Annotated in this window: 18 protein-coding genes; 9 read left to right on the top strand and 9 right to left on the bottom strand. The window is 72.1% G+C overall.

Going from position 1 to position 22375, the window contains the following annotated elements; all coding sequences use genetic code 11:
- The first annotated feature begins 221 nt into the window (after positions 1–221).
- Entirely contained in the window at positions 222–689 is a 468-nt protein-coding gene (locus OO63_RS42195) for a helix-turn-helix domain-containing protein (RefSeq protein WP_051810834.1), read from the top strand.
- Positions 690–728: 39 nt separating this feature from the next.
- Here the strand turns inward: OO63_RS42195 and OO63_RS13645 are convergent, their stop codons facing one another.
- Positions 729–1088 (bottom strand): winged helix-turn-helix transcriptional regulator, encoded by a 360-nt coding sequence (locus OO63_RS13645; protein ID WP_030357397.1) that lies wholly within the window; start codon positions 1086–1088, stop codon positions 729–731.
- 124 nt (positions 1089–1212) lie between these two features.
- Here OO63_RS13645 and OO63_RS13640 point away from each other — a divergent pair, with 124 nt between their 5' ends.
- The 5 genes from OO63_RS13640 (at position 1213) to OO63_RS13620 (ending at position 6279) form a co-directional block, all read left to right on the top strand.
- Complete coding sequence (locus OO63_RS13640) at positions 1213–2508, top strand: MFS transporter (RefSeq protein WP_199819462.1); 1296 nt, start codon at positions 1213–1215, stop codon at positions 2506–2508.
- A 129-nt stretch (positions 2509–2637) separates the two neighbouring features.
- A complete protein-coding gene (locus tag OO63_RS13635) occupies positions 2638–3414 on the top strand; it encodes an ABC transporter ATP-binding protein (protein WP_030357399.1) in 777 nt (258 codons plus the stop codon).
- On the top strand, positions 3411–4196 hold the full coding sequence (locus OO63_RS13630) for an ABC transporter permease (RefSeq protein ID WP_051810833.1): 786 nt from the start codon (positions 3411–3413) through the stop codon (positions 4194–4196). Before OO63_RS13635 ends, OO63_RS13630 begins: the two co-directional genes overlap by 4 nt.
- A 16-nt stretch (positions 4197–4212) precedes the next feature.
- Positions 4213–5622, top strand: coding sequence for a sensor histidine kinase (locus tag OO63_RS13625; RefSeq protein ID WP_030357401.1), 1410 nt, complete (start codon positions 4213–4215; stop codon positions 5620–5622).
- A gap of 12 nt (positions 5623–5634) precedes the next feature.
- Positions 5635–6279, top strand: a complete 645-nt coding sequence (locus tag OO63_RS13620; RefSeq protein WP_030357402.1) for a response regulator transcription factor — start codon at positions 5635–5637, stop codon at positions 6277–6279.
- A gap of 74 nt (positions 6280–6353) precedes the next feature.
- Here OO63_RS13620 and OO63_RS13615 read toward each other — a convergent pair whose 3' ends face one another.
- Positions 6354–6788, bottom strand: a complete 435-nt coding sequence (locus OO63_RS13615; protein WP_030357403.1) for an SgcJ/EcaC family oxidoreductase — start codon at positions 6786–6788, stop codon at positions 6354–6356.
- 451 nt (positions 6789–7239) lie between these two features.
- Between OO63_RS13615 and OO63_RS13610 the strand changes: the two genes are divergently transcribed.
- Entirely contained in the window at positions 7240–8652 is a 1413-nt protein-coding gene (locus OO63_RS13610; protein WP_030357404.1) for a PP2C family protein-serine/threonine phosphatase, read from the top strand.
- Between the two features lie 175 nt (positions 8653–8827).
- Here OO63_RS13610 and OO63_RS13605 read toward each other — a convergent pair whose 3' ends face one another.
- Complete coding sequence (locus OO63_RS13605; RefSeq protein WP_030357405.1) at positions 8828–10327, bottom strand: DNA-binding protein NsdB; 1500 nt, start codon at positions 10325–10327, stop codon at positions 8828–8830.
- A gap of 234 nt (positions 10328–10561) precedes the next feature.
- Between OO63_RS13605 and OO63_RS13600 the strand changes: the two genes are divergently transcribed.
- Complete coding sequence (locus OO63_RS13600; protein ID WP_030357406.1) at positions 10562–11746, top strand: aminoglycoside phosphotransferase family protein; 1185 nt, start codon at positions 10562–10564, stop codon at positions 11744–11746.
- A gap of 133 nt (positions 11747–11879) precedes the next feature.
- Here OO63_RS13600 and OO63_RS13595 read toward each other — a convergent pair whose 3' ends face one another.
- From OO63_RS13595 to OO63_RS13570, 6 genes are all read right to left on the bottom strand, one after another.
- A complete protein-coding gene (locus OO63_RS13595) occupies positions 11880–15017 on the bottom strand; it encodes a ThuA domain-containing protein (protein WP_030357407.1) in 3138 nt (1045 codons plus the stop codon).
- Positions 15018–15090: 73 nt separating this feature from the next.
- The gene (locus tag OO63_RS13590; protein WP_051810832.1) at positions 15091–15984 is read right to left on the bottom strand and encodes a sugar phosphate isomerase/epimerase family protein; all 894 of its coding nucleotides are present in this window, start codon (positions 15982–15984) and stop codon (positions 15091–15093) included.
- Positions 15981–17228 (bottom strand): substrate-binding domain-containing protein, encoded by a 1248-nt coding sequence (locus OO63_RS13585; RefSeq protein ID WP_030357409.1) that lies wholly within the window; start codon positions 17226–17228, stop codon positions 15981–15983. The genes OO63_RS13590 and OO63_RS13585 overlap by 4 nt, the downstream gene beginning before the upstream one ends.
- On the bottom strand, positions 17212–18318 hold the full coding sequence (locus OO63_RS13580) for an ABC transporter permease (RefSeq protein WP_106983299.1): 1107 nt from the start codon (positions 18316–18318) through the stop codon (positions 17212–17214). The genes OO63_RS13585 and OO63_RS13580 overlap by 17 nt, the downstream gene beginning before the upstream one ends.
- Positions 18315–19328: an ABC transporter permease gene (locus OO63_RS13575; RefSeq protein WP_030357411.1), complete on the bottom strand. Its 1014-nt coding sequence runs from the start codon at positions 19326–19328 to the stop codon at positions 18315–18317. The genes OO63_RS13580 and OO63_RS13575 overlap by 4 nt, the downstream gene beginning before the upstream one ends.
- Complete coding sequence (locus OO63_RS13570; protein ID WP_078619121.1) at positions 19325–20923, bottom strand: sugar ABC transporter ATP-binding protein; 1599 nt, start codon at positions 20921–20923, stop codon at positions 19325–19327. The genes OO63_RS13575 and OO63_RS13570 overlap by 4 nt, the downstream gene beginning before the upstream one ends.
- A 200-nt stretch (positions 20924–21123) precedes the next feature.
- Between OO63_RS13570 and OO63_RS13565 the strand changes: the two genes are divergently transcribed.
- Entirely contained in the window at positions 21124–22347 is a 1224-nt protein-coding gene (locus tag OO63_RS13565; RefSeq protein WP_030357413.1) for an ROK family transcriptional regulator, read from the top strand.
- Positions 22348–22375 lie beyond the last annotated feature (28 nt).

Here is a 22375-nt window from a genome sequence, read left to right as displayed (position 1 = left end):
TCACAAACAATCCATGATTCAACCGAGAAGCACTACCAACTGCCCGCTGAAGCGTGTAGCTTTCGAGCCACGCTTGAGCAGATTCGGTCTAGGACTCGAGCGTCAAGTGGGACGCCCCGTCGGCACGATGCGCGCCGCTTTCCAGTCGCGCCTCCGATTCTTTGCAGCGTTCCCGTTTTCGTCTACGAGCGATCTGACGCGCTCACACGGGGGAGATTTCCTTGACGTCGGCCGTAAAACTCACCTGCCGGGAGGCAGACGTACTCCGCCTCCTCGCCCTGGGATTAAGCAACCGACTCATCGCCCGGAAACTCGACATATCCGAGAGGACCGCGAAGAACCACCTCAGCAGCATCTACCTGAAGATCGGCGCCACCCACCGCACGCAAGCCGCCCTCTACGCCCGGCAGATCGGCCTGATCGGCCCCGGGGAAGCAGCTCCGTACGCCCCGGAGACCACTCCCACCCCCGAGAAGCACGCACAACCCGCCTGCCCCACCCTCACCGCACGCGAGCAGGGCGTACTCCGCCTCCTCGCCCTGGGGTTGAGCAACCGACTCATCGCCCGCGAACTCGGCATATCCGAGAAGACCGTGAAGAACCACCTCAGCAGCATCTACCTGAAGATCGGCGCCACCCACCGCACGCAAGCCGCCCTCTACGCCCAATACGCCGGACTCGCCTCCTGACCGGCCCTCATCAGATCGGTTGGCGCCCGGCCCCAGGCGTCAGAGAATCGGCTGGCGGGCCCGCGCCGCCTCGATGTCCCGCACATGCTCTTCGGCCCAGAGCCGAACGGCGCGGAGCGGGACAAGCAGGGAGCGGCCCAACGGTGTCAAGGCGTACTCGACGCGAGGCGGATTCTCGTCGAACTCATGACGGCTGATCAAACCGTCGGCTTCCAGAGAACGCAGCGTTTCGGTCAGGACCTTCGGGGTGATGCCCCGGATGTGCCCCTTCAATTCACCGAAGCGGCGCGGCCCTTCGTCAAGAGCGTTGACGACGAACACGGTCCAGCGGGCGCCGATGCGATGCAGCACCGTGCGGCTCGGGCAGGTCGCCGCCATCACGTTGTACGCCTTGCCCATTGCTGCTCCCAGTTTCGTTGAAGATACCGGTATCAAATCCATACCGTAGTGCGCGATCCCGCGAGAGGGAAAGCCGTCTCGCACGCCCGGAACGCCGATGCCCTTGATCCGGAAGGACAGCCAGTTGGACACCAGCAGGCAACCCGAGCACAGCGAAGGGGCCGAGACGGCGGCCGCGGAGGACAGGGGAGGAGGGCCGGCGGCCTGGCTGGTGGCCCGCGGCCTCATCCCCGAGACGAGCCCCAAACGCGTCTTCGCCGCCGCGACCTTCGTCAACCAGATAGGCAAGGGCCTCTTCATCGCCGGGGCCGCACTGTTCTTCACCCGCTCCGTGGGCCTCCCGGTCTCCCAGGTCGGACTGGCCCTCGGCGCCGCCGCGCTGATCGGGCTCGCCGCCGGCATCCCCGTGGGCCGCCTGGCCGACCGGCGCGGCCCGCGCGAGGTCTTCCGGCTCGCGGTCGTCGTGCAGGCCCTCGCCGTGGCGGGACTGGTGTTCGTGCAGTCCTTCATCTCCCTGGTCGCGTGCGTGTGCGTGGTCGAACTCGCCACCTCGGCCGGTACGGCCGCCCGCGGCCCGCTGACCCGCACCCTCGGCGCCCCGAACCCCACCCGCTACCGCTCCTACCTGCGCGCCCTCAACAACATCGCCGTCGGCTGCGGAGCCCTCGCGGCCGGCGTCGCCGTCCAGGTGGACACCAGGACCGCGTACGTGAGTCTCATCCTCGGCACCGCCGTCATGTTCCTGCTCTCCGCGGCCGTCGCCTCCCGCATTCCGTCCGTGGCACCCAAACCCGTCCCGCCGGAAGGCAGCCGCTGGCCTGCCCTCAAGGACAAGCCGTACGTGACGCTCACCGCCCTGGACGGCATCATGACCATCCAGAACCAGGTGCTGATCTTCGCCCTGCCGCTGTGGATCATCGGGCACACCGACGCGCCGCGCTGGTTCGTCGGCGCGAGCGTCGCGGTCAACACCGCCCTCGTGGTCTGCCTGCAGGTACGGGTCAGCCGTGGCGTGGTCAGCAACGCGTCGGCCGGGCGGGTGGCGCGCCGCGCCGGGGTGGCGTTCCTGCTCGCCACCGCCCTCATCGCGGCGGCGGGCGGCGCGCCCGGCTGGGTCGCCGTGGTCGTCATCGTGCTCGGCGTGGTCGTCCACACCATGGGCGAACTGTGGCACGCCGCCGCCTCGTTCGAGCTGTCCTTCGGCCTCGCCCCGGAGCACGCGCAGGGCCAGTACTCGGGTCTGTTCGCCATCGGCCAGGGCCTGTCCAACGCGGTCGGGCCGCCCCTGCTCGGCGTGCTCTGCCTCGGCTGGGGCGAGCCGGGCTGGCTCGTCGTGGGAGCCCTCCTCCTGGTCGTCGGCCAGTTCGTACCGCTCGTCGTGCGCTGGTCCGACCGCATGCGCGTCCACAGCCCCGGCTGAGGCAACGCCGACGCCCCGCCCCTGGGGGAAAACCCCCAGCTCAGTCGGAGGAAAGCCGCGTTACGGCGGTGCCTGCCCCAGACCTAGCGTGAGCGACATGACAACGCCAGGTTCCCGGCAGGAGCAGTGATGATCGAGGTCAAGGGCCTGACCAAGCGGTACGGGCCGAACACCGCCGTCGACGGCTTGCGTTTCGACGTGACACCCGGCGCCGTGACGGGCTTCCTCGGCCCGAACGGTTCGGGCAAGTCGACCACCATGCGCATGATCATGGGGCTCGACCGCCCCGACGCCGGACACGCGCTGATCGCGGGCCGCCCCTACGCCGGACTGCGGCGGCCCCTGTGCGAGGTGGGCGCGCTCCTCGAAGCGCGCACGTTCCACCCGGGGCGCAGCGCGCGGGCGCACCTGGCCGCCCTGGCCGCGGCGGCTGACCTCCCGGCCGCGCGCGTCGACGAGGTCCTCGCCACCGTTGGCCTGAGCGACGTCGCCGGGCGCCGCGCCGGAACGTACTCGCTCGGCATGGCGCAGCGGCTCGGGATCGCGGCCGCGCTGCTCGGCGACCCCGGGGTGCTGCTGTTCGACGAGCCGGTGAACGGGCTCGACCCGGAGGGCGTGCGCTGGATCCGGGACCTGATGCGGTCGCTCGCCGCGGAGGGCCGCACGGTGCTGCTCTCCAGCCACCTCATCAGCGAGATGGCGCTCACCGCGGACCACTTGGTGGTGATCGGGCAGGGGCGGCTGCTCGCGGACACGTCCGTGCGGGAGCTGACCGGGCGCGGGCGGTCGCTGGAGGAGGCGTTCTTCGCCCTGACGGAATCCGCGTCCGCGTACCAGGGCACGGCCCACCCCACCGCCCGCCACGAGAACGCGTCCCACATCGAGCCCGGGAGGAACCCCCAATGACCGCCCTCGTCCCCACCGTGCACTCGACCCCCTTCGCGCGCGCGGCCCGCATGGAGTGGATCAAGCTCCGCAGTCTGCGTTCCACGGCGTGGGCGCTGCTGCTCACCGTCGCGGGCATGGTCGCCGTCGGAGTCGTCACGATGGCGCACACCAAGGCGCCGTCGCCCGCCAAGGCCGCCGTGTTCGACCCGACGAACAACGTGCTCGCGGGCGTCGCGCTCGGCCAGTTGGTCGTCGGCGTGCTCGGTGTCCTCGTCGTCACCGGGGAGTACTCCTGCGGCTCCATCCGCTCCACGCTCGCCGCCGTCCCCGACCGGCGCACGATGCTCGCGGCCAAGGCGGCCGTGTACGGCACCGTCACGCTGGTCGTGGGCGAGGCGGTCGCCCTCGTGACGTTCTTCGCGGGCCGCGCGGCCCTCGCCGACGGCGTGCCGCGCCCCGGCATCGGCGACCCGGGCGTGCTGCGGGCGGTGCTGCTCGCCGGCGCCTACCTGAGCCTCGTCGGGCTGCTCGGCATCGGCATCGGCGCCCTGACCCGGCACACCGCGAGCGCCATCGCCGCGCTCGTCGGCGTCACCTTCGTGCTGCCCGCGGTCATCGGCGGCCTCTCGGGCCCGACCGTCGCGAAGTTCTTCCCGACGATGATCGCCGGGAACTCCCTGGCCGTCGCCAAGCCCGTCGCCGACATGCTCACGCCCTGGACCGGCTTCGCCGTGCTGTGCCTGTACGTGGCCGTCACCCTCGGCGCGGGCGCCCGGCTGTTGGCCCACCGCGACGCCTGACTGGAAAATGATCACCATGCACGACTCCTCACGTACCGCCCGGCCCACCACCCCGCACCCCGCACCCGGCGCGCTCGGGGCGCGCGTCGCCACGGTCCTGCGCGCCCCGCTCACCCGTCGCGCCTGGGCCGAGGCGGCGTACTGCCTGCTGGCGTTCCCGCTGAGTCTGGCGGGCGGTGTCGTGCTGCTCGTGCTCCTCGCGCTGGGCGCGGGTCTGACGGTGTCTCTGGTGGGCGCGGTGATCGGCGTGCTGGTCCTGGTGGGGTGCCTGTGGCTGGCGCGCGGGCTCGGCGGGCTGAACCGGGGGCTCGCGTCGGGGCTGTTGGGAGAGCGGGTGCCGGCTCCGGTGCCGCCGCGCCCCGGCTCCGGGGTGTTCGGCCGCCTCGACGCGCGGCTGCGGGACGTCGCGGGCTGGCGGGCCGTCTGGTACGTCCTGGTGAAACTGCCGGTGGGCGCCCTCGGCATGTACGCGGTGCTCTTCTGGGTCACGGGCCTGATCAATCTCACGGCGCCGCTGCGGTGGGGCGTGTTCGGGCAGCAGGAGGCGCCCGCCGAAGGGGGCGGCATGCCCGTCCTCACGCCCGTCCCGATCGGCGGCTTCGAGGTGCACAGCCTCGCCGGTACGTTCGTGGCGGTTCCGCTCGGCCTCGCGCTGCTGCTGCTCGCGCCGTGGACGACGCGGCTCGTCGTGGAGGCCGACCGGCGGCTGCTGCGCACCCTGCTCGGGCCGAACCGCCTGGCGGCGCGCGTACGGGACCTGGAGGAGACCCGGGCGCTCGCGGTGGACGACTCGGTGGCGCTCCTCCGCCGGGTCGAGCGCGATCTGCACGACGGCGCGCAGGTACGGCTCGTGGCGGTGGCCATGGGCCTGGACATGATCAAGGAACGCCTCGGCGCGCCGGACGGCGGGAGCCGTGACGAGCCCGTCGACCTCGACCGCGTACGCCAACTCGTCGACGGCGCGCACCGCAACGCCACCGAAGCCCTCACCGAACTGCGCGACCTTGCCCGGGGCATCCACCCCCCGGTCCTCGACGACGGCCTGCCCGACGCCCTCGCCACCCTCGCCGCCCGCAGCACCGTGCCCGTCGACCTGACCACGGACGTCCCCCGGCGCCCGACCCCCGCCATCGAGACCATCGCGTACTTCTGCGCGGCCGAACTCCTCACGAACGTCATCAAGCACAGCGGCGCGTCGCAGGTCGTGATCACCGTCACGCAGAGCGCGGCCGACGACGGCGCGAGCGCCGGCGGCGTGCTGCGGCTGAGCGTGACCGACGACGGGCGCGGGGGCGCCGCCGTCGGCGCGGGCAGCGGCCTGACGGGGCTGACGCAGCGGGTGCGCACGGTCGACGGGAGCCTGCGCGTGGACAGCCCCGAAGGCGGGCCGACGACGGTCGTCGTCGAGCTGCCGCCGCACGCGTGAGATCATTTCGACATGCGTGTCGTGATCGCCGAGGATGCCGCCGTCCTGCGGGAACTGCTGGCTCAGATGCTGGTGGAGCGCGGCCATGAGGTGTGCGCGGCCGTCGGCGACGCCGACGCGCTGCGGGCCGCCGTCGCCGAACACCGCCCGGACGTCACGGTCGTCGACATCCGGATGCCGCCGTCGCACACCGACGAGGGCCTGCGCGCCGCCATCGACATCCGGCGCGACCACCCGGGCACCGGCGTGCTCCTGTTCTCCCAGTACGTCGAGACGAAGTACGCCACGCGGCTGCTCGCGGCCGGGTCGGCGGGCGTCGGCTATCTGCTCAAGGACCGGGTAGCCAACATCGCCGAGTTCACCGACGCGCTGGCCCGGGTGGCCGGCGGCGGCACCGCGCTCGACCCGGAGGTCGTCACCCAGCTCGCGGGCGCGAGCCGGCACGCGGCGGAGCTCGCGCCGCTCACCCCCCGCGAGCGGCAGGTCCTCTCGCTGATGGCCGAGGGCCGCTCGAACGCCGCCATCGCCCAGACCCTCGTGGTCTCGGCGGGCACGGTCGAGAAGCACGTGGCCGCGGTCTTCGACAAGTTGGGCCTGCCCGCGTCGCACGACGCCAACCGGCGGGTCCTCGCGGTGCTGCGCTACCTGCACGGCTGACGGGGCCGGGCGCCGGGCCCCGCGGACGGCCGGGACACCACCCCCGTCGGTGTCCCGGCCCGCGGACGTCCGGCTCAGGCGGCGGGCGGGGCGTCCACCGGGAGGTTCTGGCCGACGACGATCTTCCAGCCCTCCTGCTGCCGCGCGATCACGTAGGTCGTCACTCCGTGAGGGCCCGCGACCGGGTTCCCGGAGCTGTCCGTGGGGGTCTGCCGCACGTTCACGCCGATCACCTCGGGCGTGATCTCCAGGAGCTTGACGACGTCGTAGCGGGCGTAGGAGTCGCGCAGGAAGCCCTTCATCGCGGGACCGCTGAACTCGGCGATGGCCGCGCGGCCGTCGAGGCGCGTGCCCACCGCGTTGGTCCAGGACGTCTCCCGGGCGAACTGCTCGCTCAGGGCGACGGGGTCATGGGCGTTGAAGGCCTGCTCCAGATCCTTCACCACTGCCGTCACCGCCGCCTGGGTCCGCGCCGGAATGGCCCCCACCACAAGGATCTCGTTCGTCATGACCGCGCCCTCTCCTCACCCGGTCCGACCGACCGGATGCTCGTCACCGGATCCCTCCGGGGCGACGTTCTCGCCGCCAGAAGCAACTCAACAACCTCAAGTGGACTTGAGGTCAACAGGACCCGGCGGGCGTCCCGACAGGCGACGACCAGGCCCGCATGTCAGGTGCTGCCATCGCAAGGACAGCGACATATGCCAGAAGCACCACCGCATCGGGTGTTGCCAAATCCCTTACGAGCGTGGGCGCGCTGTGCCAGAGTCGTTACCGGTCGAAGAGTTGTCACTGAAGTCAGTACGGAACCCGGCACGCACGTCACCCCCGTCACGCGCGTACGTCACGTACCCGACGCACGAAGGCCAGTACGAACGCCACACCGCTACCGGTCGAGGAGCCATGACCGGCGATCCCCACAGCAACCCCGGTCGCACCGCATCGTCAACGGAGCACCCCATGCCGTCCCATGTGTTCGCGGACCGCCCCGACCGGCCGCAGGAGCACGGCGCGGTCGACGCGCTCATCTCGCAGACGCGCCGACTGCGGGGCGAGGTCGACGCCGTGCGCCGCGAAGCCGTGGCCGACCACAGCGACCCCACGGGCCGCTGGCAGCGCGCCCTGTGCGAGCTGGCGGTGCATCAACTCAACGACCTGCACGGACACTTGGCCCAGCTGCGGGACGGCCCGCCGCGCACCCACACCCCGGACACCGGGCCCGCGCGGCCGGAGCCGCAGCACGGCTCCCTGCTCAGCCGGGTCGGCAGCGCCGAGTGGAACCTCCTCACCGACGAGGCCACCTGGTCCGGCGAGCTGTTCCAGATCCTCGGCCGGGACCCGTCCGCGCCGCCCCTCTCCCTCGACGAGCTGCCCTCCCTGGTCCACCCCGACGACCAGCCGATGCTGACGGCGATGGTCACGGACTGCCTGGTCGACGGCAAGCCGATCGACGGCGAGTTCCGCGTCGTCCGCCCCGACGGCGTCGTGCGCCAGGTGCACATGATGGGCGAGCCCGTGCTCGCCCCCGACGGCTCCACCGCCTCCATGTGGGCGGTCCTCAGAGACGTCAGCGAACTGCGCCGCAGCCAGCGCGTGGTGCGCGAGACCCGGGACTCACTGCAGCGCCAGCGCCACATCGCGCAGACCGAGCACCGCCTCGCGGTCGAACTCCAGGAGGCCGTCCTTCCGCCGTGGCGCGGCTCCCTGCGCTTCCCGCACGGCGGCTCCGCGAACCTGGACCTCGCCGCCCACTACCTCCCGTCGTCCTCGACCGCCCTCATCGGCGGCGACTGGTACGACGCCCTCGAACTGGCCGACGGCCGCACCCTGCTGAGCGTCGGCGACCTCACCGGCCACGGCGTCACGGTCACCTCCGGCATGGCGATGCTCCTCGGCGCCCTGCGCGGCATGGCCGTCGCCGGCGCCGACCCGGGCCGTCTGATGGGCTGGCTGAACCAGTTACTCGACGCGTCCGTGCAGCCCGCACTCGGCAGCGCCGTCTGCTGTCTGTACGACGCCGACGAGCACACCCTCACCTGGGCGCAGGCGGGACACCCCGCCCCGCTGCTGTTCCGCGGCGGGACGGGGCGCGCGCTCACACCACCGGACGGCGTGCTCCTCGGCGCGACGTCCGGTGCCGCCTACGAACAGGCCCAGGAGCGACTGCGCCCCGGCGACCTGCTGTTGCTGCACACCGACGGCCTGGTGCCGCGGCGTTCCCGAGAGGCCGCGACCCACCGGCTGCTCGCCCTGGCACCGCGCTTCGCCGAGGCGAAGGTGGCACAGGACTGCGTGCGGGTCGCCGTGGAGGAGTTCGGCGTGGCCCCGCGCGAGGACGACGCCTGTCTGCTGGTGGCCAAGGTCGAGGCCTAGGCGCTGTTGCCAAGCGCTGCTTGTGGTCTGGGCCGAGGCCGGTGGCCGACGGTCCGTGCCCGGGCTCGCCTGCTCGTGGCCGGGTCCGGGGACCGGGCCGGCCGTGCGGCCGAAGACGAAGACCTAGCCACGACTTCGTCACCGCCGTACCCACCGGCCCCGCGCCGGCCGGGCGCTAGGCCCGGACCCACTTGCCTCCCCCCGGCCGACCCGCCGCCCTGGGCAGCGCCTGCTTGATCTCCGCACGCAGGTCCTCGATCTTCGGATAGCCCGCGTACTGACCGGTGAGCCGGTACATCTCGCGCAGCCGGTCCCAGGTGCGGTGCGAGGAGTTGGCGCCCATCGACACCAGCGCCAGGCGCGCGTACCGGTCGGCCTGCTCGGGGTCGTCGGCGATGAAGCACGCCGAGGCCAGCGAGATGTAGTCGAAGATCGTCGAGCGGTCGCGGCCCTTGGTGCGCAGCTCGATGGCCTCCTTGGCGTGACGCTGGGCGAGCTGCGCCGCGGCCGGCTCGTGCTCGGCGAGGGTGCGGTACGCCAGGGCCTGCATCCCGTGCAGGTCCGCCTCGTCGAACATCTGCATCCAGCTGGGCGGTGGCACGTCGCCCTTGTCGGAGACGAACAGGTCCTCCGCCCGGCCGAGCGTGCGCCGCATCGCCTGCCCCTTGCCCATCGAGGCCTGGGCCCAGGCCTCGATGGTGTGCAGCATCGCCTGGGTGCGCGGCAGGGTCTGCTCGCCCGAGCCGGACTTGGCGAGCTTCATCAGGTCCAGGGCCTCGTCGGGCTTGCCCAGGTGCACCATCTGGCGTGCGGCCCGGGACAGGGCTTCGCCCGCGCGTGGCCGGTCGCCGCCCTCGCGGGCCGCGTGCGCGGCGATCACGAAGTACTTCTGGGCGGTGGGTTCGAGGCCGACGTCGTGGGACATCCAGCCCGCGAGGACGGCGAGGTTGGCGGCGACGCCCCACAGGCGCCGCTGGAGATGGTCGGGGTGACGGTAGGCGAGCATGCCGCCCACCTCGTTCAGCTGCCCCACCACGGCCTTGCGCTGCAGGCCGCCGCCCCGGGACGCGTCCCAGGCGCGGAACACCTCGACCGAGCGCTCGAGGGCCTCGATCTCCTGTGACCCGATGGGGGCGGCCTCGTAGCGGTCGAATCCGGCGGGGTCGGCGTGCAGGGGGTCGTCGGTGCGGGGGGCGTCGGCCTTCAGGGTCGGATCGGTGTGCAGCCAGTCGTGCATGGCGCTGCTGAGTGCGGAGCCGGCGGCGAGCGCGGCACCCGCGCCCACCAAGCCGCGTCGGTTGAGCATGAGGTCCATTCCCGTGAATTCGGTGAGGACCGCGGCGGTTCGCTCGGGCGCCCACGGCACGCCGTCCGGGGATTCCACGCTCCCGTCGCCGCGCTGTCTGCCTACGCGCCCGTGCCGGACCAGACCGAGGTCCTCGATGGTCACGACACGGCCGAGACGCTCGGTGAACAGAACAGCCAGGACCCTGGGTACCGGATCGCGCGGGATCTCTCCCATGTCGATCCAGCGCCGCACCCGCGAGGTGTCGGTGGCCAGCTGCGGATGACCCATCGCTGCTGCCTGCCGGTTCACCATTCTGGCGAGTTCACCCTTGGACCAACCCGCCAGGCCGAAGAGATCCGACAGGCGGGTGTTGGGTTGTCCGTTCACGTCAAGCCCCCAGGTTCTCGGCTGAATTGACAGTAACCGTCTGTCAGTTGCTGAGCGACTATTCGCCAGGGTTCGCCAGGGTGCGCCACATGGTGTGCCACGGGCTCACGGGTGTCAGGTAGGAGTGCGCCACCCCGACCCGGCCGCCTCAAGGCACTCCCCAGGGTGCACCCACAGCGGCCGGGGCGGGAGGGCGCCGCAACTCGCTGGCACACGAAGGGATCTGTATCGCCCATGTACGCAGCATCGTCCTCCGTGTCCGCCCCGCCTCGGCCGCTGCGCCCGCTCCCCTCCTCCCGCGGCCCGGCCCGCGCGGCGGAGGTCCCGCTGACCGGCGGCGGCCCCTATCTGGCCCCGGCGCGCCCGGCGGCCGCGCCGCTCGGCACCGGCCGGTCCCGGCGCGTGCCGGCACCCGGCGCCGGACCGCTCAGCGGGAGACTCGACCTGTCCGGGCCCCAGGGATCTCAACTGCGCACCGCGATCGCCTCGGTGCACCGCATCTGTCCGGAGTTCCAGCCGGTGCAGGTACTGCGCCGCAGCGGGCGCACCGTGCTCCTGGTCGGCACGGCGGGGCGCGCCACCGTCGTCGCCAAGTGCCTGCTCGACCACTCGCCCCTGTGGGCCGAGCGGATCCGGCACGAAATAGCTGCTTACCGCTCGTTCGTCAGGCATCGTCCGCCGGTGCGCGTGCCGCGTCTCATCGCGGCCGACCCGGACGACTGCACCCTGGTGATCGAGCGGGTACCGGGCCGGGTGGCGGCCCTGCAGCGCCACCCCGCGGACGCCCCGCCGCGCGCGGACGTCCGGGCGGCGATGGGAGCCGTGTGCCGCCTCAACCAGTGGCGGCCACCGCAGGAGATGTTCGGCAGGCCACTGGACTACGGCCGTCGGATCTCCCGCTGCCACGAGCTGGGGCTCCTCACGGACCGCGACATGGGCGACCTGCAGAAGCTGCTGCACGGGATAGCGCACGCCCACCCGTCGGGTCCGCAGCTGACCTGGCAGTTCTGTCACGGCGACGCGTTGCTCTCGAACGTGCTGCTGTCCCCGGCGGGCCCGGTCCTCGTGGACTGGGAGCAGGCGGGCTGGTATCTGCCGGGCTATGACCTGGCGACGCTGTGGTCGGTGCTCGGCGACTCGCCCATGGCGCGCCGCGACATCAGCCAGCTCGCCCAGGCGGCGGGTCCGGCGGCGCGGGACGCGTTCCTGGTCAACCTGATGCTGGTCCTCACCAGGGAGATCAGGATGTGCGAGACAGCCGTGCAGCGCACGCTGCACGAGCCGACCCCGACGGCATCGGGCCAGGCCCACCCCGGTGCCGCGCCGTCCGGCGAGGAACAGCGGCTGCTGCTGCGGCGGCTGCACGACGACTGCCAGATGGCCCGCCGGGCCGTGCGCGCGGCGGTCGGCACTCGCTGACGGGGAGACGGGGGCCCGCGGCGCGCTGTTGGACAGGGAGCGCGCCGCGGGCCCCCGTGTGACCAGTGCGCGGGCCCCGCGTCGGACGCGTCTGCCCCGGTCGGCCGACCGGGGCAGACGGGTGTCGCGGTCGTCAGCCCGCGGGGGCCGAGAACGCGACGGCGTCCACGTCGAAGGAATTGTCCTGCGGCGACTTGAAAACCACGTACAGCTTGTGGGTGCCGGTCAAGGCCTCGATGTCGACGGCCGGGGTGTTCTGGTACGTGTCCCAGCCTCCGGTGTTGAGCACCGGTGTCGTGGCGAGGAGCTTGCCGTCGGGAGCGTCCACGCGGAGCTCGATGGAGCCCACTCCGTACGGGGACGACATGCGGTAGGCGACCTTGCTGACGCCCTCGACGCTCATCGGCGCGAACGCGATCCAGTCGCCGTTGCTGACGTCACCGATGCGCTTGCCGTTCTCGGCGCCCGCCTGCGAGACGATCCGGGTGCCCGACTGGTCGTCGTAGTACTCGGCCTGCTTGTGCTTGGGATGCATGACCGAGCGGCCGTAGCCGGTCAGGGCGCTCGTCCCGGACCCGCCCTTGTCGGTGTACTTGGCGTTGAGGACGTACGTGAGGTCGGCGCCCTCGGGGTGGCCGCCCAGGTCACCGGTGTCGACGGTGCCCTCGCAGCCGGGGATGTCGGTGGTCGGGTGCTCGTGGTCGTCGTGGCCGAGGGCCGGGTTCACGAAGACCTTGGAGCAGTCGATCTCGCCGTCCTCGGGGTCGGTGACCTTCACCTTGTACGGGATCTTGTCGCCGAAGGTGATGAGCTTGCCGTCGACGGGGGTCTCGACGGTCACCTTCGGCGCCGTGTTGCCCGCCGTGACGGGGATGTTGGCGTAGCCGGACTTCCCCGTGGAGTCGGTGACCTTCAGCTGCGCGTTGAAGTCGCCCTTGGTGGTGTAGGTGTGCGAGGGGTTGGCCTCGGTGGAGTCGTAGGTGCCGTCGCCGTCGAAGTCCCAGGCGAAGGTGAGCGGGTCGCCGTCCGGGTCCTTGCTGCCCTCGCTGGAGAAGTCGGCCTTGAGGGGCACGGGTCCGTTGGTGGCGGACGCCTTGGCCTTGGCGATGGGGATGCGCTGGCCCTGGGCGTAGTCGATCCGGTAGAGACCCGAGTCGTTGTTGCCGCCGCCGAACTCGCTGCCCCACTCCAGGACGTACAGCGAACCGTCGGGTCCGAAGGTCATGTCCATGGGCTTGGCGAACTTCGCCGACTTCAGGAAGTCATTGATCTTCAGGAGCTTGCCGGAGTCGTCGAAGCGCATCTCCTTCACGGAGTCGCGCGCCCACTCGTAGAAGAAGTTCGCGCCGTCGAAGTACTGCGGGAACTTGGTCTTGGACGGGTTCTTGGGGTCGTAGCGGTAGACGGGTCCGCTCATCGGCGCGGAGCCGCCGGTGCCCATCTCGGGGAACTCCTTGGAGGCGCCGTAGCCGTACCAGACCTCGGGGAGCGTCAGCGGCGGCAGGTCCTTCAGGCCGGTGTTGTTGGGTGAGGGGTTGACCGGCTTCGCGCAGTCGAACTTCGGCCCCGGCTTCTGGGTGTCGGGGTCGTAGGGCGCGTACGCCTGGTTGTTGCCGTGGCAGAACGGCCAGCCGAAGTTGCCGGGCTTCTTGATGACGTTGTACTCGACCAGGCCCTCAGGACCCCGGTCGGTGGTGGGGGCGCCGCGGTCGGGGCCGTAGTCGGAGACGTGCACGTCCCCCGTCTTCGGGTCGACGGTGAAGCGGAAGGGGTTGCGGAAGCCCATGGCGTAGATCTCGGGGCGGGTCTTCTTCGTGCCGGGCTTGAAGAGGTTGCCCTTGGGGATGGCGTAGCCGCCCTTGTCCTTGGGCTTGACGCGCAGGATCTTGCCGCGCAGGTCGTTGGTGTTGCCCGCCGTGCGGGCGGCGTCGAGCATCTGCTTGCCGGGGCGCCAGTCGAGGGGCGCGTAGCCCTGCCAGTTCGGGTCGAGGTTCGGCGGGACGTCGTCGCCGACGCCCAGGTACAGGGTGCGGTCGGGGCCGAACTCGACGGCGCCGCCGGTGTGGCCGGGCTCGGGGAAGGTGCGGTCGCGGTAGGCGGGGACGTCGAGGATCTTCTTCTCGGAGGCCAGGTCGAGGGTGTTGTCCTTCTTGACGGTGAAGCGCGACAGGCGGTTCACGTCGTCCTTGGCCGTCTTGGGCGCGTAATAGAGGTAGATCCAGCGGTTCTTGGCGAAGGCCGGGTCCAGCTCCATGCCGACGAGGCCGTCCTCGCCGCCGGTGTAGGTGTCGACCTTGCCCGCGGTGGTGGTGGCGTGTGTCTTGGGGTCGAAGATCTTCACCTCGCCGCTGCGCTGGACGTAGAAGACCTTGCCGTCCTTGGCTACGTCCAGCTCCATCGGGTCGGCGGTGTTCTCGTCGAGGGCGATCTTCTCGTAGCCGGACCAGACGGTGCCGCCGCAGTCACCGGGCTTGTTGCCCGCCGCCCACTGGATGCCGCCGAGCACGTGGTCGCGGAAGGCGGGTTCGCTGTACGAGGCCTTGTCGTGGCCCATGGCGGTGGCCCAGACCTTGCCGCCCTCGGCGTTGCGGCACCAGGAGATGGGGTGGTCGGCGCCCATCGCGGACCCGCCGGGGTTGTACGTCGTCTCGTCGGCGGAGACCAGGACGTGGACGTCGCCGCGCGGGTTCTTGTCGAAGTTGTACCACTCCTCGGGGCGCTCCCAGCGCTGCGGGAGGCCCTTGGTGGAGGGGTGCACGTGGTCGGCGACCTTCGCGGTGCCCTTGAGGACGCCCGGGGAGTGGGCGGGCATGTGGGCGCCGCCGTTGACGGTGTCGTCCCACCACGGGAAGGAGTCCTCGATGCCCATGTCGAGGGTGTTGTGGAGGGCCACGATGCCCTTGCCGCTGCGCACGTACTTCTGCACGGCCTCGCGCTGGGCGTCGGTGTCCCAGACCATGCCGGAGTTCTGCAGCATGACGATGACGTCGAAGTCCTTGAGCTTGGCGTCGTCGAAGACCGTCGAGTCGTCGGTCTGGACGACCTCGAAGTCGTTGGCCGCGGCCTGTTCCTTGACCATCTGGATGCCGGCGGGGATGGAGTCGTGGACGTAGCCGACGGCCTCCGTGAACAGCAGCGCGCGGAAGGCCGGGGCCTTGTCGGCGGCGGTGGCTCCGGTGGCGGGCAGGAAGCCCACGGACAGCAGCAGCGCCGTCAGGACGGCGATGACCGCTCTTCGTACGCCTCTGATGTCACGAGCATGACATCCCATGAGGTGGTCCTCTCTGTGGGGTCGGAGGGTGCGGGTGCCGGATGCCGGAAGTGCGGGGGCCCGGGGGCCCGGTTCACAGGGCCGCGACGGTGCGGCGCAGGAAGCTCAGGCCGTCGGTCGCGAGGGCGTCCTGGCTCGGGGCGAGAGAGCGCCACACGGAGGCGGCGACCGCGATGGCGTCGTTGTGCGCGGTGAACGACTCGACGCACAGCGCGCCCCGGTAGCCGACCGCGCGCAGCGCGCCGAGAAAGCCCGCCCAGTCGAGGTGGTCGGCGCCGGGAGTGCCGCGGTCGTTGGCACACACCTGGACGTGGACGATCCGGTGCCCGGCCGCCGCCACGGCCGCGGGCAGGGAGCGCTCCTCGATGTTCTGGTGATATGCGTCCAGGGCGATGCCGATGCCGTCCGCAGGCAGGCCTTCGAGGGCGTCAAGGGTCTGCGCGACGGTGTTCAGGAGGCTCGTCTCGTAACGGTTGAGGGGTTCGACGGCCAGGCGGACGGCGGCCTGCGCGGCGTGCTCGACGACCGGCGCGATGTGCTCGCGCCACTCCTCGTACGCGGCCGCCCGTTCGACGGCGTCCATCCGCCAGGTGCGGCCCACGGCCGCGTACACCGGACCCGCGACCACCGGCGCGGCGATCTCGTGGGCGGCGTCGACACAGTGGCGCAGGTAGTCCTGGGCGGCCCGCACCGCCGCCGAGCCGGCGCGCACGAGGTCGCGTCCTGGCGGCATGACGGCGATGACGGCGGCGGGTGCCGGGCCGGTGGTGTCGAGGAGCTTGGCGACAGCCGTGGGCTCCCAGTCGCCGGGCTGCTCCAACGGCAGTTCGACGCAGTCGAAGCCCCATCCGGCAAGCCGTGGCAGCACGTCGGCCAGGGCGTCGGCGGTGACGGGCGAGTGCCAGATCCACGGGTTGGCGCCCAGCGGCCAGCCTCCGTCCGGGACCCCCTGCGCGGGCCGCGTCACTTCTTGCCTCCCCAGGCCCCGGGGAACCCGGGCAGCTTCTGGCAGCCGCACATGGCGTAGTGCAGCGGCGGCATGCCGTCCTGGAGGTAGTCGTCGAGGTTGTCCTCGGTGACGGTGGGCTGCGGGAGCTTCCACTCCTTGGGCACCTGCTCGCCCTTGAGGATCCGCAGGGCGGCGATCACCGGGGTGCGCCACTGGAACGTGGGATAGGTGGGGGCGATCGCGGTGAGCTTCTTGTCCTTCCAGGTCTCCAGGAAGTCCTGCTGGTCCTCGCCCGTGAGGGGCGGCACGTCGGCGCCCGAGTCCTCGAAGGCCTCCACCGCGGCCACCGCGGTGGCGCCGGAGTCCATCCACACGCCGTCGATCGCACCGTGCCGGGCGATCGCGTCGGACACGACGGACTTGGTCTTCGCGGGGTCACCGTCGGTGAACTTCACGTCCACGACGTCGAGTTCGCTCTTTTCGAAGGCGAGCTTCGCCGCCGACCAGCGGGTCTCGAGGACGTCGACGCCGGGCGAGATGCGCAGCGCGAGGATCTTGCCCTTGGGCTTGACCTCGTCCACGAGGAAGTCGGCGGCGACGGCGCCGTAGCCGTAGCCGCCGATGGGGTTGATGAACGTGACCGCGCAGTCGGTCTCCACGCCCCGGTCGAAGACGATGACGGGCAGCTTGCCGCAGGCCTCCTTCACCGCGGGGGTGAGGGTGGCGGTGGTGTTGGGCGAGACGATGAGCGCGTCGCAGTCCTTGTTGCCGGCGAGCTCCTGGATGTCGGAGATCTGCTTGTCGTCCTTGCCCTGGGCGTCGAGGACGGTGAAGTCGTCGATCTCGTCGTGCAGTTCGACCTCGGCCTTCATGTTCTTGAGGCCGACCTGCCGCCAGGGGTTGAACACTCCGGCGTTGGAGAAGCACAGGTCGACGTCGTCGGCCTCGCCCTTCTTCCGGTACCGGGCGGTGTCGGTCATCTTCGGTGCGAGCATCTGCTCCCAGGGCCTGGCTGCCGGGCCCTTCGGGGTCTGCCCGCTGAGCGTCAACTGCCGGTCGTACTCGGCCCGGTCGAAGAACTTGGACGGCTTGTCCCCGCTGTCGTCCTTCTGCTCGGCGTTCTGCCCGGACGCGGCGGGCGCCTCGGCGGGGGCGTCGCTCGAGCAGGCGGTGAGCGCGGCGAGCAGGGCGGTGGCGAGGACGGCGGCGGCCGTGGGTGCGGTGGGGCGGCGGCGGGGTCGCGGGCTACGGTTGCGGGTCATGGGGGTGTCCCTCCCGGTGGGTGCGCGATGGGGTGGCCGGTGCGGGTGGTGCGGCCGTGGGCGGGCCCGGCGGGTGGGCGCGGCGGCGCAGCCGGGAGAAGTCGGCGGCGCCGAGCCCCACGGCGGCGATGACGATGACGCCCTGGACGGTGGACTCCAGCGCCCCGGACACGCCCTGGAGGTTGAGGAACGTGAACAGCGCCTGCAGCGAGAAGGCACCCGCCATCGCGGCGACGACGCTGCCGCGCCCGCCGCCGAGTGCGACCCCGCCGAGCACGACGGCGGTGATCGCCTCGAACTCGTAGCCGCGGCCCGCCTGCGCGGACACCCCGGAGAAGCCCCCGACGAGCACGGCGGCGAGGGCGGCGGCGACACCGGACAGCACGAACGCGAGGACGCGGACCCGGCGCACCCGCACCCCCGCGAGGCGGGCGGCGCGTTCGCTGTCCCCGGTGGCGACGAGCGTGCGGCCGAAGTCGGAGCGCATCAGGAGCACCACGAGGACGCCCGCGACGACGCAGGCGAGCACGGCCCACGGCAGCCAGCCGAGCGCCGTGTCCCGGCCGAGTCGGCGGAAGTCCTCGGGGAGGCGGCCCTGCGGGGAACCGCCGGTCCAGTAGAAGACGGCGCCTTCGAGGATCAGCATCATGCCGAGCGTGGTGATGAACGACGGCACCCGGAGCACGGTGGTGATCAGCCCGTTCAGGAGCCCCGCCGCGGCGCCCGCGAGCAGCAGTCCGGCGGTCATCAGCGCCCAGGGCGCGTCCGGGTACGTGCCGTAGACCTCGGCGGCCGCGACCACCCCGGCGGTGACGATCGCGCCGACGGACAGGTCGAACTCGCCGCACACGATGACCAGGTACTGCCCGGCCGCGAGGATCACCAGCGGCGCCGCGCGCTTGACGAAGGCGAGGAAGCGGTCGGGTTCGTAGAAGCCGGGGTCGGTCGCGGCGAGCGCCACGAGGAGCACGATCAGGAGGGCGTAGACGGGGGCGCCGGTGCCGAGGACGCGGGCGATGGTCCGGTACGTGGCGGTGGCGGGCGCCGGGGCCCGCTTCTGCGGCGCGTCCGTGGCCGTGCCAGTGCTCATGCGGACCTCCTGGCGCCGCGCCGGGCGTAGAGGGCGACAGCGGCGATGATGACGACGCCGCGCACGACGTTCTTGAAGAAGGGGTCGACGCCGAGCTGGTTGAAGACGGAGTCGAGGACGGCGAGCACGAGGACGCCGCCGAGCGTGCCGACCACTCCCCCGCGCCCGCCCGCGAGCACGGTGCCGCCGAGGACGACGGCCGCGATGGACTCCAGGTCGTAGCGGGCCTCGGTGCCCGCCCACGGTGCTCCGGCGCCGAGGCGCGAGGCGAGGAACAGAGCGGCGGCGCCCACGCACAGCGAGCACAGGACATGGGCGGCGATCACGGTGCGCCGGGTGCGGACGCCGGACAGGCGGGCCGCGTGCTCGTCGCCGCCGGTCGCGTACAGGTGATGGCCGAAGCGGGTCCGCCGGGTGATCACCCACAGTGCCACGGTGACGGCGAGGAGCAGGAAGAGGGAGACGGGGACCGGGCCCATGCGGTCGTATCCGAGGTGCTGGAAGGAGGCGGGGACCTTGCCCGCGGGGCCGGTGTAGTTGTCCTCGATCCAGCCGCGCAGGATGAAGGCGGTGCCGAGGGTCGCGATGAAGGCGTTGACCTTCAGGCCGGTGACGATGAGCCCGTTGGCGAGCCCGACGGCCGCGGAGAGCGCGAGGACCGCGAGGACCCCGGTGACCACGGAGCCGTCCTCCATCGTGGTGGCGGCGACGAGGGTGCCGAGGCTGATGAGGTACGCCACCGACAGGTCGAGGGAGCCGGTGAGGATGACGGCGGTCTGGCCGACGGCGACGAGGCCGAGGGCCACGCTGTTCTGCAGGATGCCGACGACGTTGGTGAGGGTGAGGAAGTCGCCGCCGCGGGCGTCCACGACGATCCAGCCGAGCGCGGTGACGGCCGCGGCGGCGAGCCAGACCCCGACGGCGGGGTCGGCGAGCCGATGACGGCCGAGCGGGGTGCGGCTCTTCGCCGGGGCCGCGGCGGGCCGCGGGGCGAGGGCGGTGCCGGTCATGCCGCTCCTTCCTGCGGTGTCGGGGTGGAGGGGGGCGGGGTGGGGTCCGGGGAAGGCGGGGGCGGGGTGGCGCCATCGGAGGTGGGGCCGTCAGGGGCGGCACCACCCGGGCCGGTCGTCGCGGCGCCCTGAGAGCCGGCCGTCGCGAGGCGCATGACCTCCTCCTCCGTCGCCCCGGCGGGCAGTTCACCGGCGACGCGTCCCTCCGCCATGACGAGGATCCGGTCGCTCATGCCGATCAGTTCGGGCAGTTCGGAGGAGACGATGAGGACGGCGAGACCTTCGCGGGCGAGGTCGCGCACCAGCGTGTGGATGGCCGCCTTGGCGCCCACGTCGACACCCCGGGTCGGCTCGTCGAAGAGGAGCACGCGGGGGCGGGCGGCGAGCCACTTGGCGATGACGACCTTCTGCTGGTTGCCGCCGGACAGGAAGCGGGTCTCCTGGTGCTCGCCGCGCGCCTGGAGGCGGACCTTCTCCAGGAGAGCGGTCAACTCCCTCGCTGCCGGTGGCCGTTCGCGGTCGGGGACGGCGCGGGTGACCAGCAGGGCGTTGTCCCGCACGGACTGGCGCAGGGCGAGCCCCTCCGCCTTGCGGTCCTCCGTGACGAGGGCGACACCGGCGCGGATGGCCTGCCGCGGCGCGGATGGCCTGAGCGCCGCCCCGTCGACGGTCATGGTGCCCGTGGTGAAGGGCGCGGCGCCGAACAGGGCCCGGGCGAGGGAGGTGCGGCCCGCGCCCTGGAGGCCCGCGACGCCGGTGATCTCGCCCGCGCGCAGCGTCAGGTCGATGCCGGTCAGGCGCGCGTTGCCGCCGCCGCGCACGGCGAGGCGGGTCTCGCCGACCTCCTCGGGGCGGGCGCGCGGCGGGTAGTAGGCGCTCAGCTCCCGGCCCACCATGGCCCGTACGATCCGGTCGGTGTCCGTGTCCTCGGTGCGTACGGTCGTCACATGGCGGCCGTCCTTGAGGACGGTCACGCGCTGGGAGAGCTCGAAGACCTCGCGCAGCCGGTGCGAGATGTACAGGATGCCGAGTCCGCGCGCGGCGAGGCGGCGCACCAGGGCGTGCAGCAGCCCCGCCTCGTGGTCGGCGAGCGGCGCGGTCGGCTCGTCCATGACGAGGACGCGGACGTCGGAGGCGAGCGCCTTGACGATCTCGACGGTCTGCTGCCGGGCGACGGACAGGTCGCGCACGTACGTCCGCGGCCCGATGCCGTCCTCGCCGAGGTCGGCCAGGAGCCGGGCGGTGCGGTCCTCCATCGCGCGGCGGTCGACGAGGCCGTAGCGGGTGGGCTCGCGGCCGAGGAAGACGTTCTCGGCGACCGTGCGGTGCTCCAGGAGCGCGAACTCCTGGTGGATGATGCCGATCCCGGCGGCCTGGGCCTGGGCGGGGTGGCTGAAGCGGTGGCGGCGTCCGTCGAGCGTGATGACGCCTTCGTCCGGTACGTGTTCGCCCGCGAGGACCTTCATGAGCGTGGACTTGCCCGCGCCGTTCTCCCCGACCAGGGCGTGCACCTCGCCCGCGGCGAGGTCGAGCGAGACGCCGTGCAGCACGCGCACGCCGAGGAAGCTCTTGGACACGCCGTGCATCGCCAACATCGTGTGCGTCGCCTGCTTCGCATGCATCGCCTGCACCCTCAGCTCCTTCGGCAGCGGCCTGCAGAGCAATGTGATGAGGACCCTTTGACCTGTCAAGGGCCCAAGCACGTTTGTTTACGCGGGATTTGACGGCGACTTAGGTCGACGATCAAACATCATCGGCCTTGTGAGCAGCGAAAGTCGTCCCTAGGGTGACTGGCATGCCTGGAGCGTCGGATCTTCCCCCGTCCGCCCCGTCCCCCGACGGCTCACCCGCGCCGGTGGCCTCCTCGCCCGGGGACGTCCTCGCCCTGCTGCGCGCGGGCGCGGCCGCCACCCGGGCGGACCTCGCCCGCCTGACGGGCCTCGCGCGTTCGACGGTCTCGCAGCGGGTGGACGCGCTCATCGCGCACGGCTTCGTGACGGAGGAGGCCGACGGCAGCTCCACGGGCGGCCGCCCGCCCCGGAAGCTGCGCCTGCGGACCCGTGAACACGCCGTCGCGGGCGTCGATCTGGGCGCCTCGCACTGCCGGGTCCTGCTGATGGACGTCGGCGGCCAGACGCTCGCCCTGCGTGAGGATCCGCTGTCGATCGCGGACGGACCGCAGTCGGTGCTCGGCCATGTGGAGCGCACCCTGCACGCGCTCCTGAAGGAGGCCGGGCGCGATCCTTCGACGCTCCAGTCCATCGGCGTGGGCGTGCCCGGGCCCGTCGAGTTCTCCACCGGCCGCCCCGTGGACCCGCCGATCATGCCCGGGTGGCACCAGTACCCGATCCCGGAGTTCTTCGCGGACCGGTTCCAGGTGCGCGCGCTCGTCGACAACGACGTGAACGTGATGGCGCTCGCCGAGCAGCGCCGAGCGTTTCCGGACACCCGCTATCTGCTCTACATCAAGGTCGGCACGGGCATCGGCTGCGGGATCGTCGCCGACGGCAGGCTGCACCGGGGCGCCCAGGGCAGCGCGGGCGACATCGGCCACATCCGCGTCGGTGAGCTGGACGAACCGTGCCGCTGCGGCAACTCCGGCTGCCTGGAGGCGGTCGCGGGCGGCGCCGCCCTGGCCCGCCGTCTGTCGGACCTGGGCCTCGCGGCGGCGTCGGGCAGCGATGTCGTACGCCTAGTGAAATCCGGCCACCGGGACGCGGTCCGCATGGTCCGGGAGGCGGGGCGGGCGGTGGGCGAGGTCCTCGCGGGCCTGGTGAACTTCTTCAACCCCGACACGGTGGTGGTCGGCGGCGCGCTCGCCGCGGTCCACGACCAGCTCCTCGCGGGCGTACGGGAAGCGGTGTACCGCCGCTCGCACCCCCTCGCGACGCACGTCCTGCGCATCGAGCCGAGCCGCACCGGCGAGAACGCGGCGGCGATCGGCGCGGGCATCCTCGCGGTGGAGCACGCCCTCTCGCCGCGGGAGGTGGACCGGGTGGTGGCGGGGGGCGGGTACTGAGGGGCGTCGTCGCGGGTGGTCGGCGTGC

It is taken from the genome of Streptomyces alboflavus (assembly GCF_000716675.1).
GTDB classification, from domain to species: Bacteria; Actinomycetota; Actinomycetes; order Streptomycetales; family Streptomycetaceae; genus Streptomyces; species Streptomyces alboflavus.
Note: the sequence above shows the minus strand (reverse complement) of the source record. Positions and strands in the feature narration are given on the sequence as shown.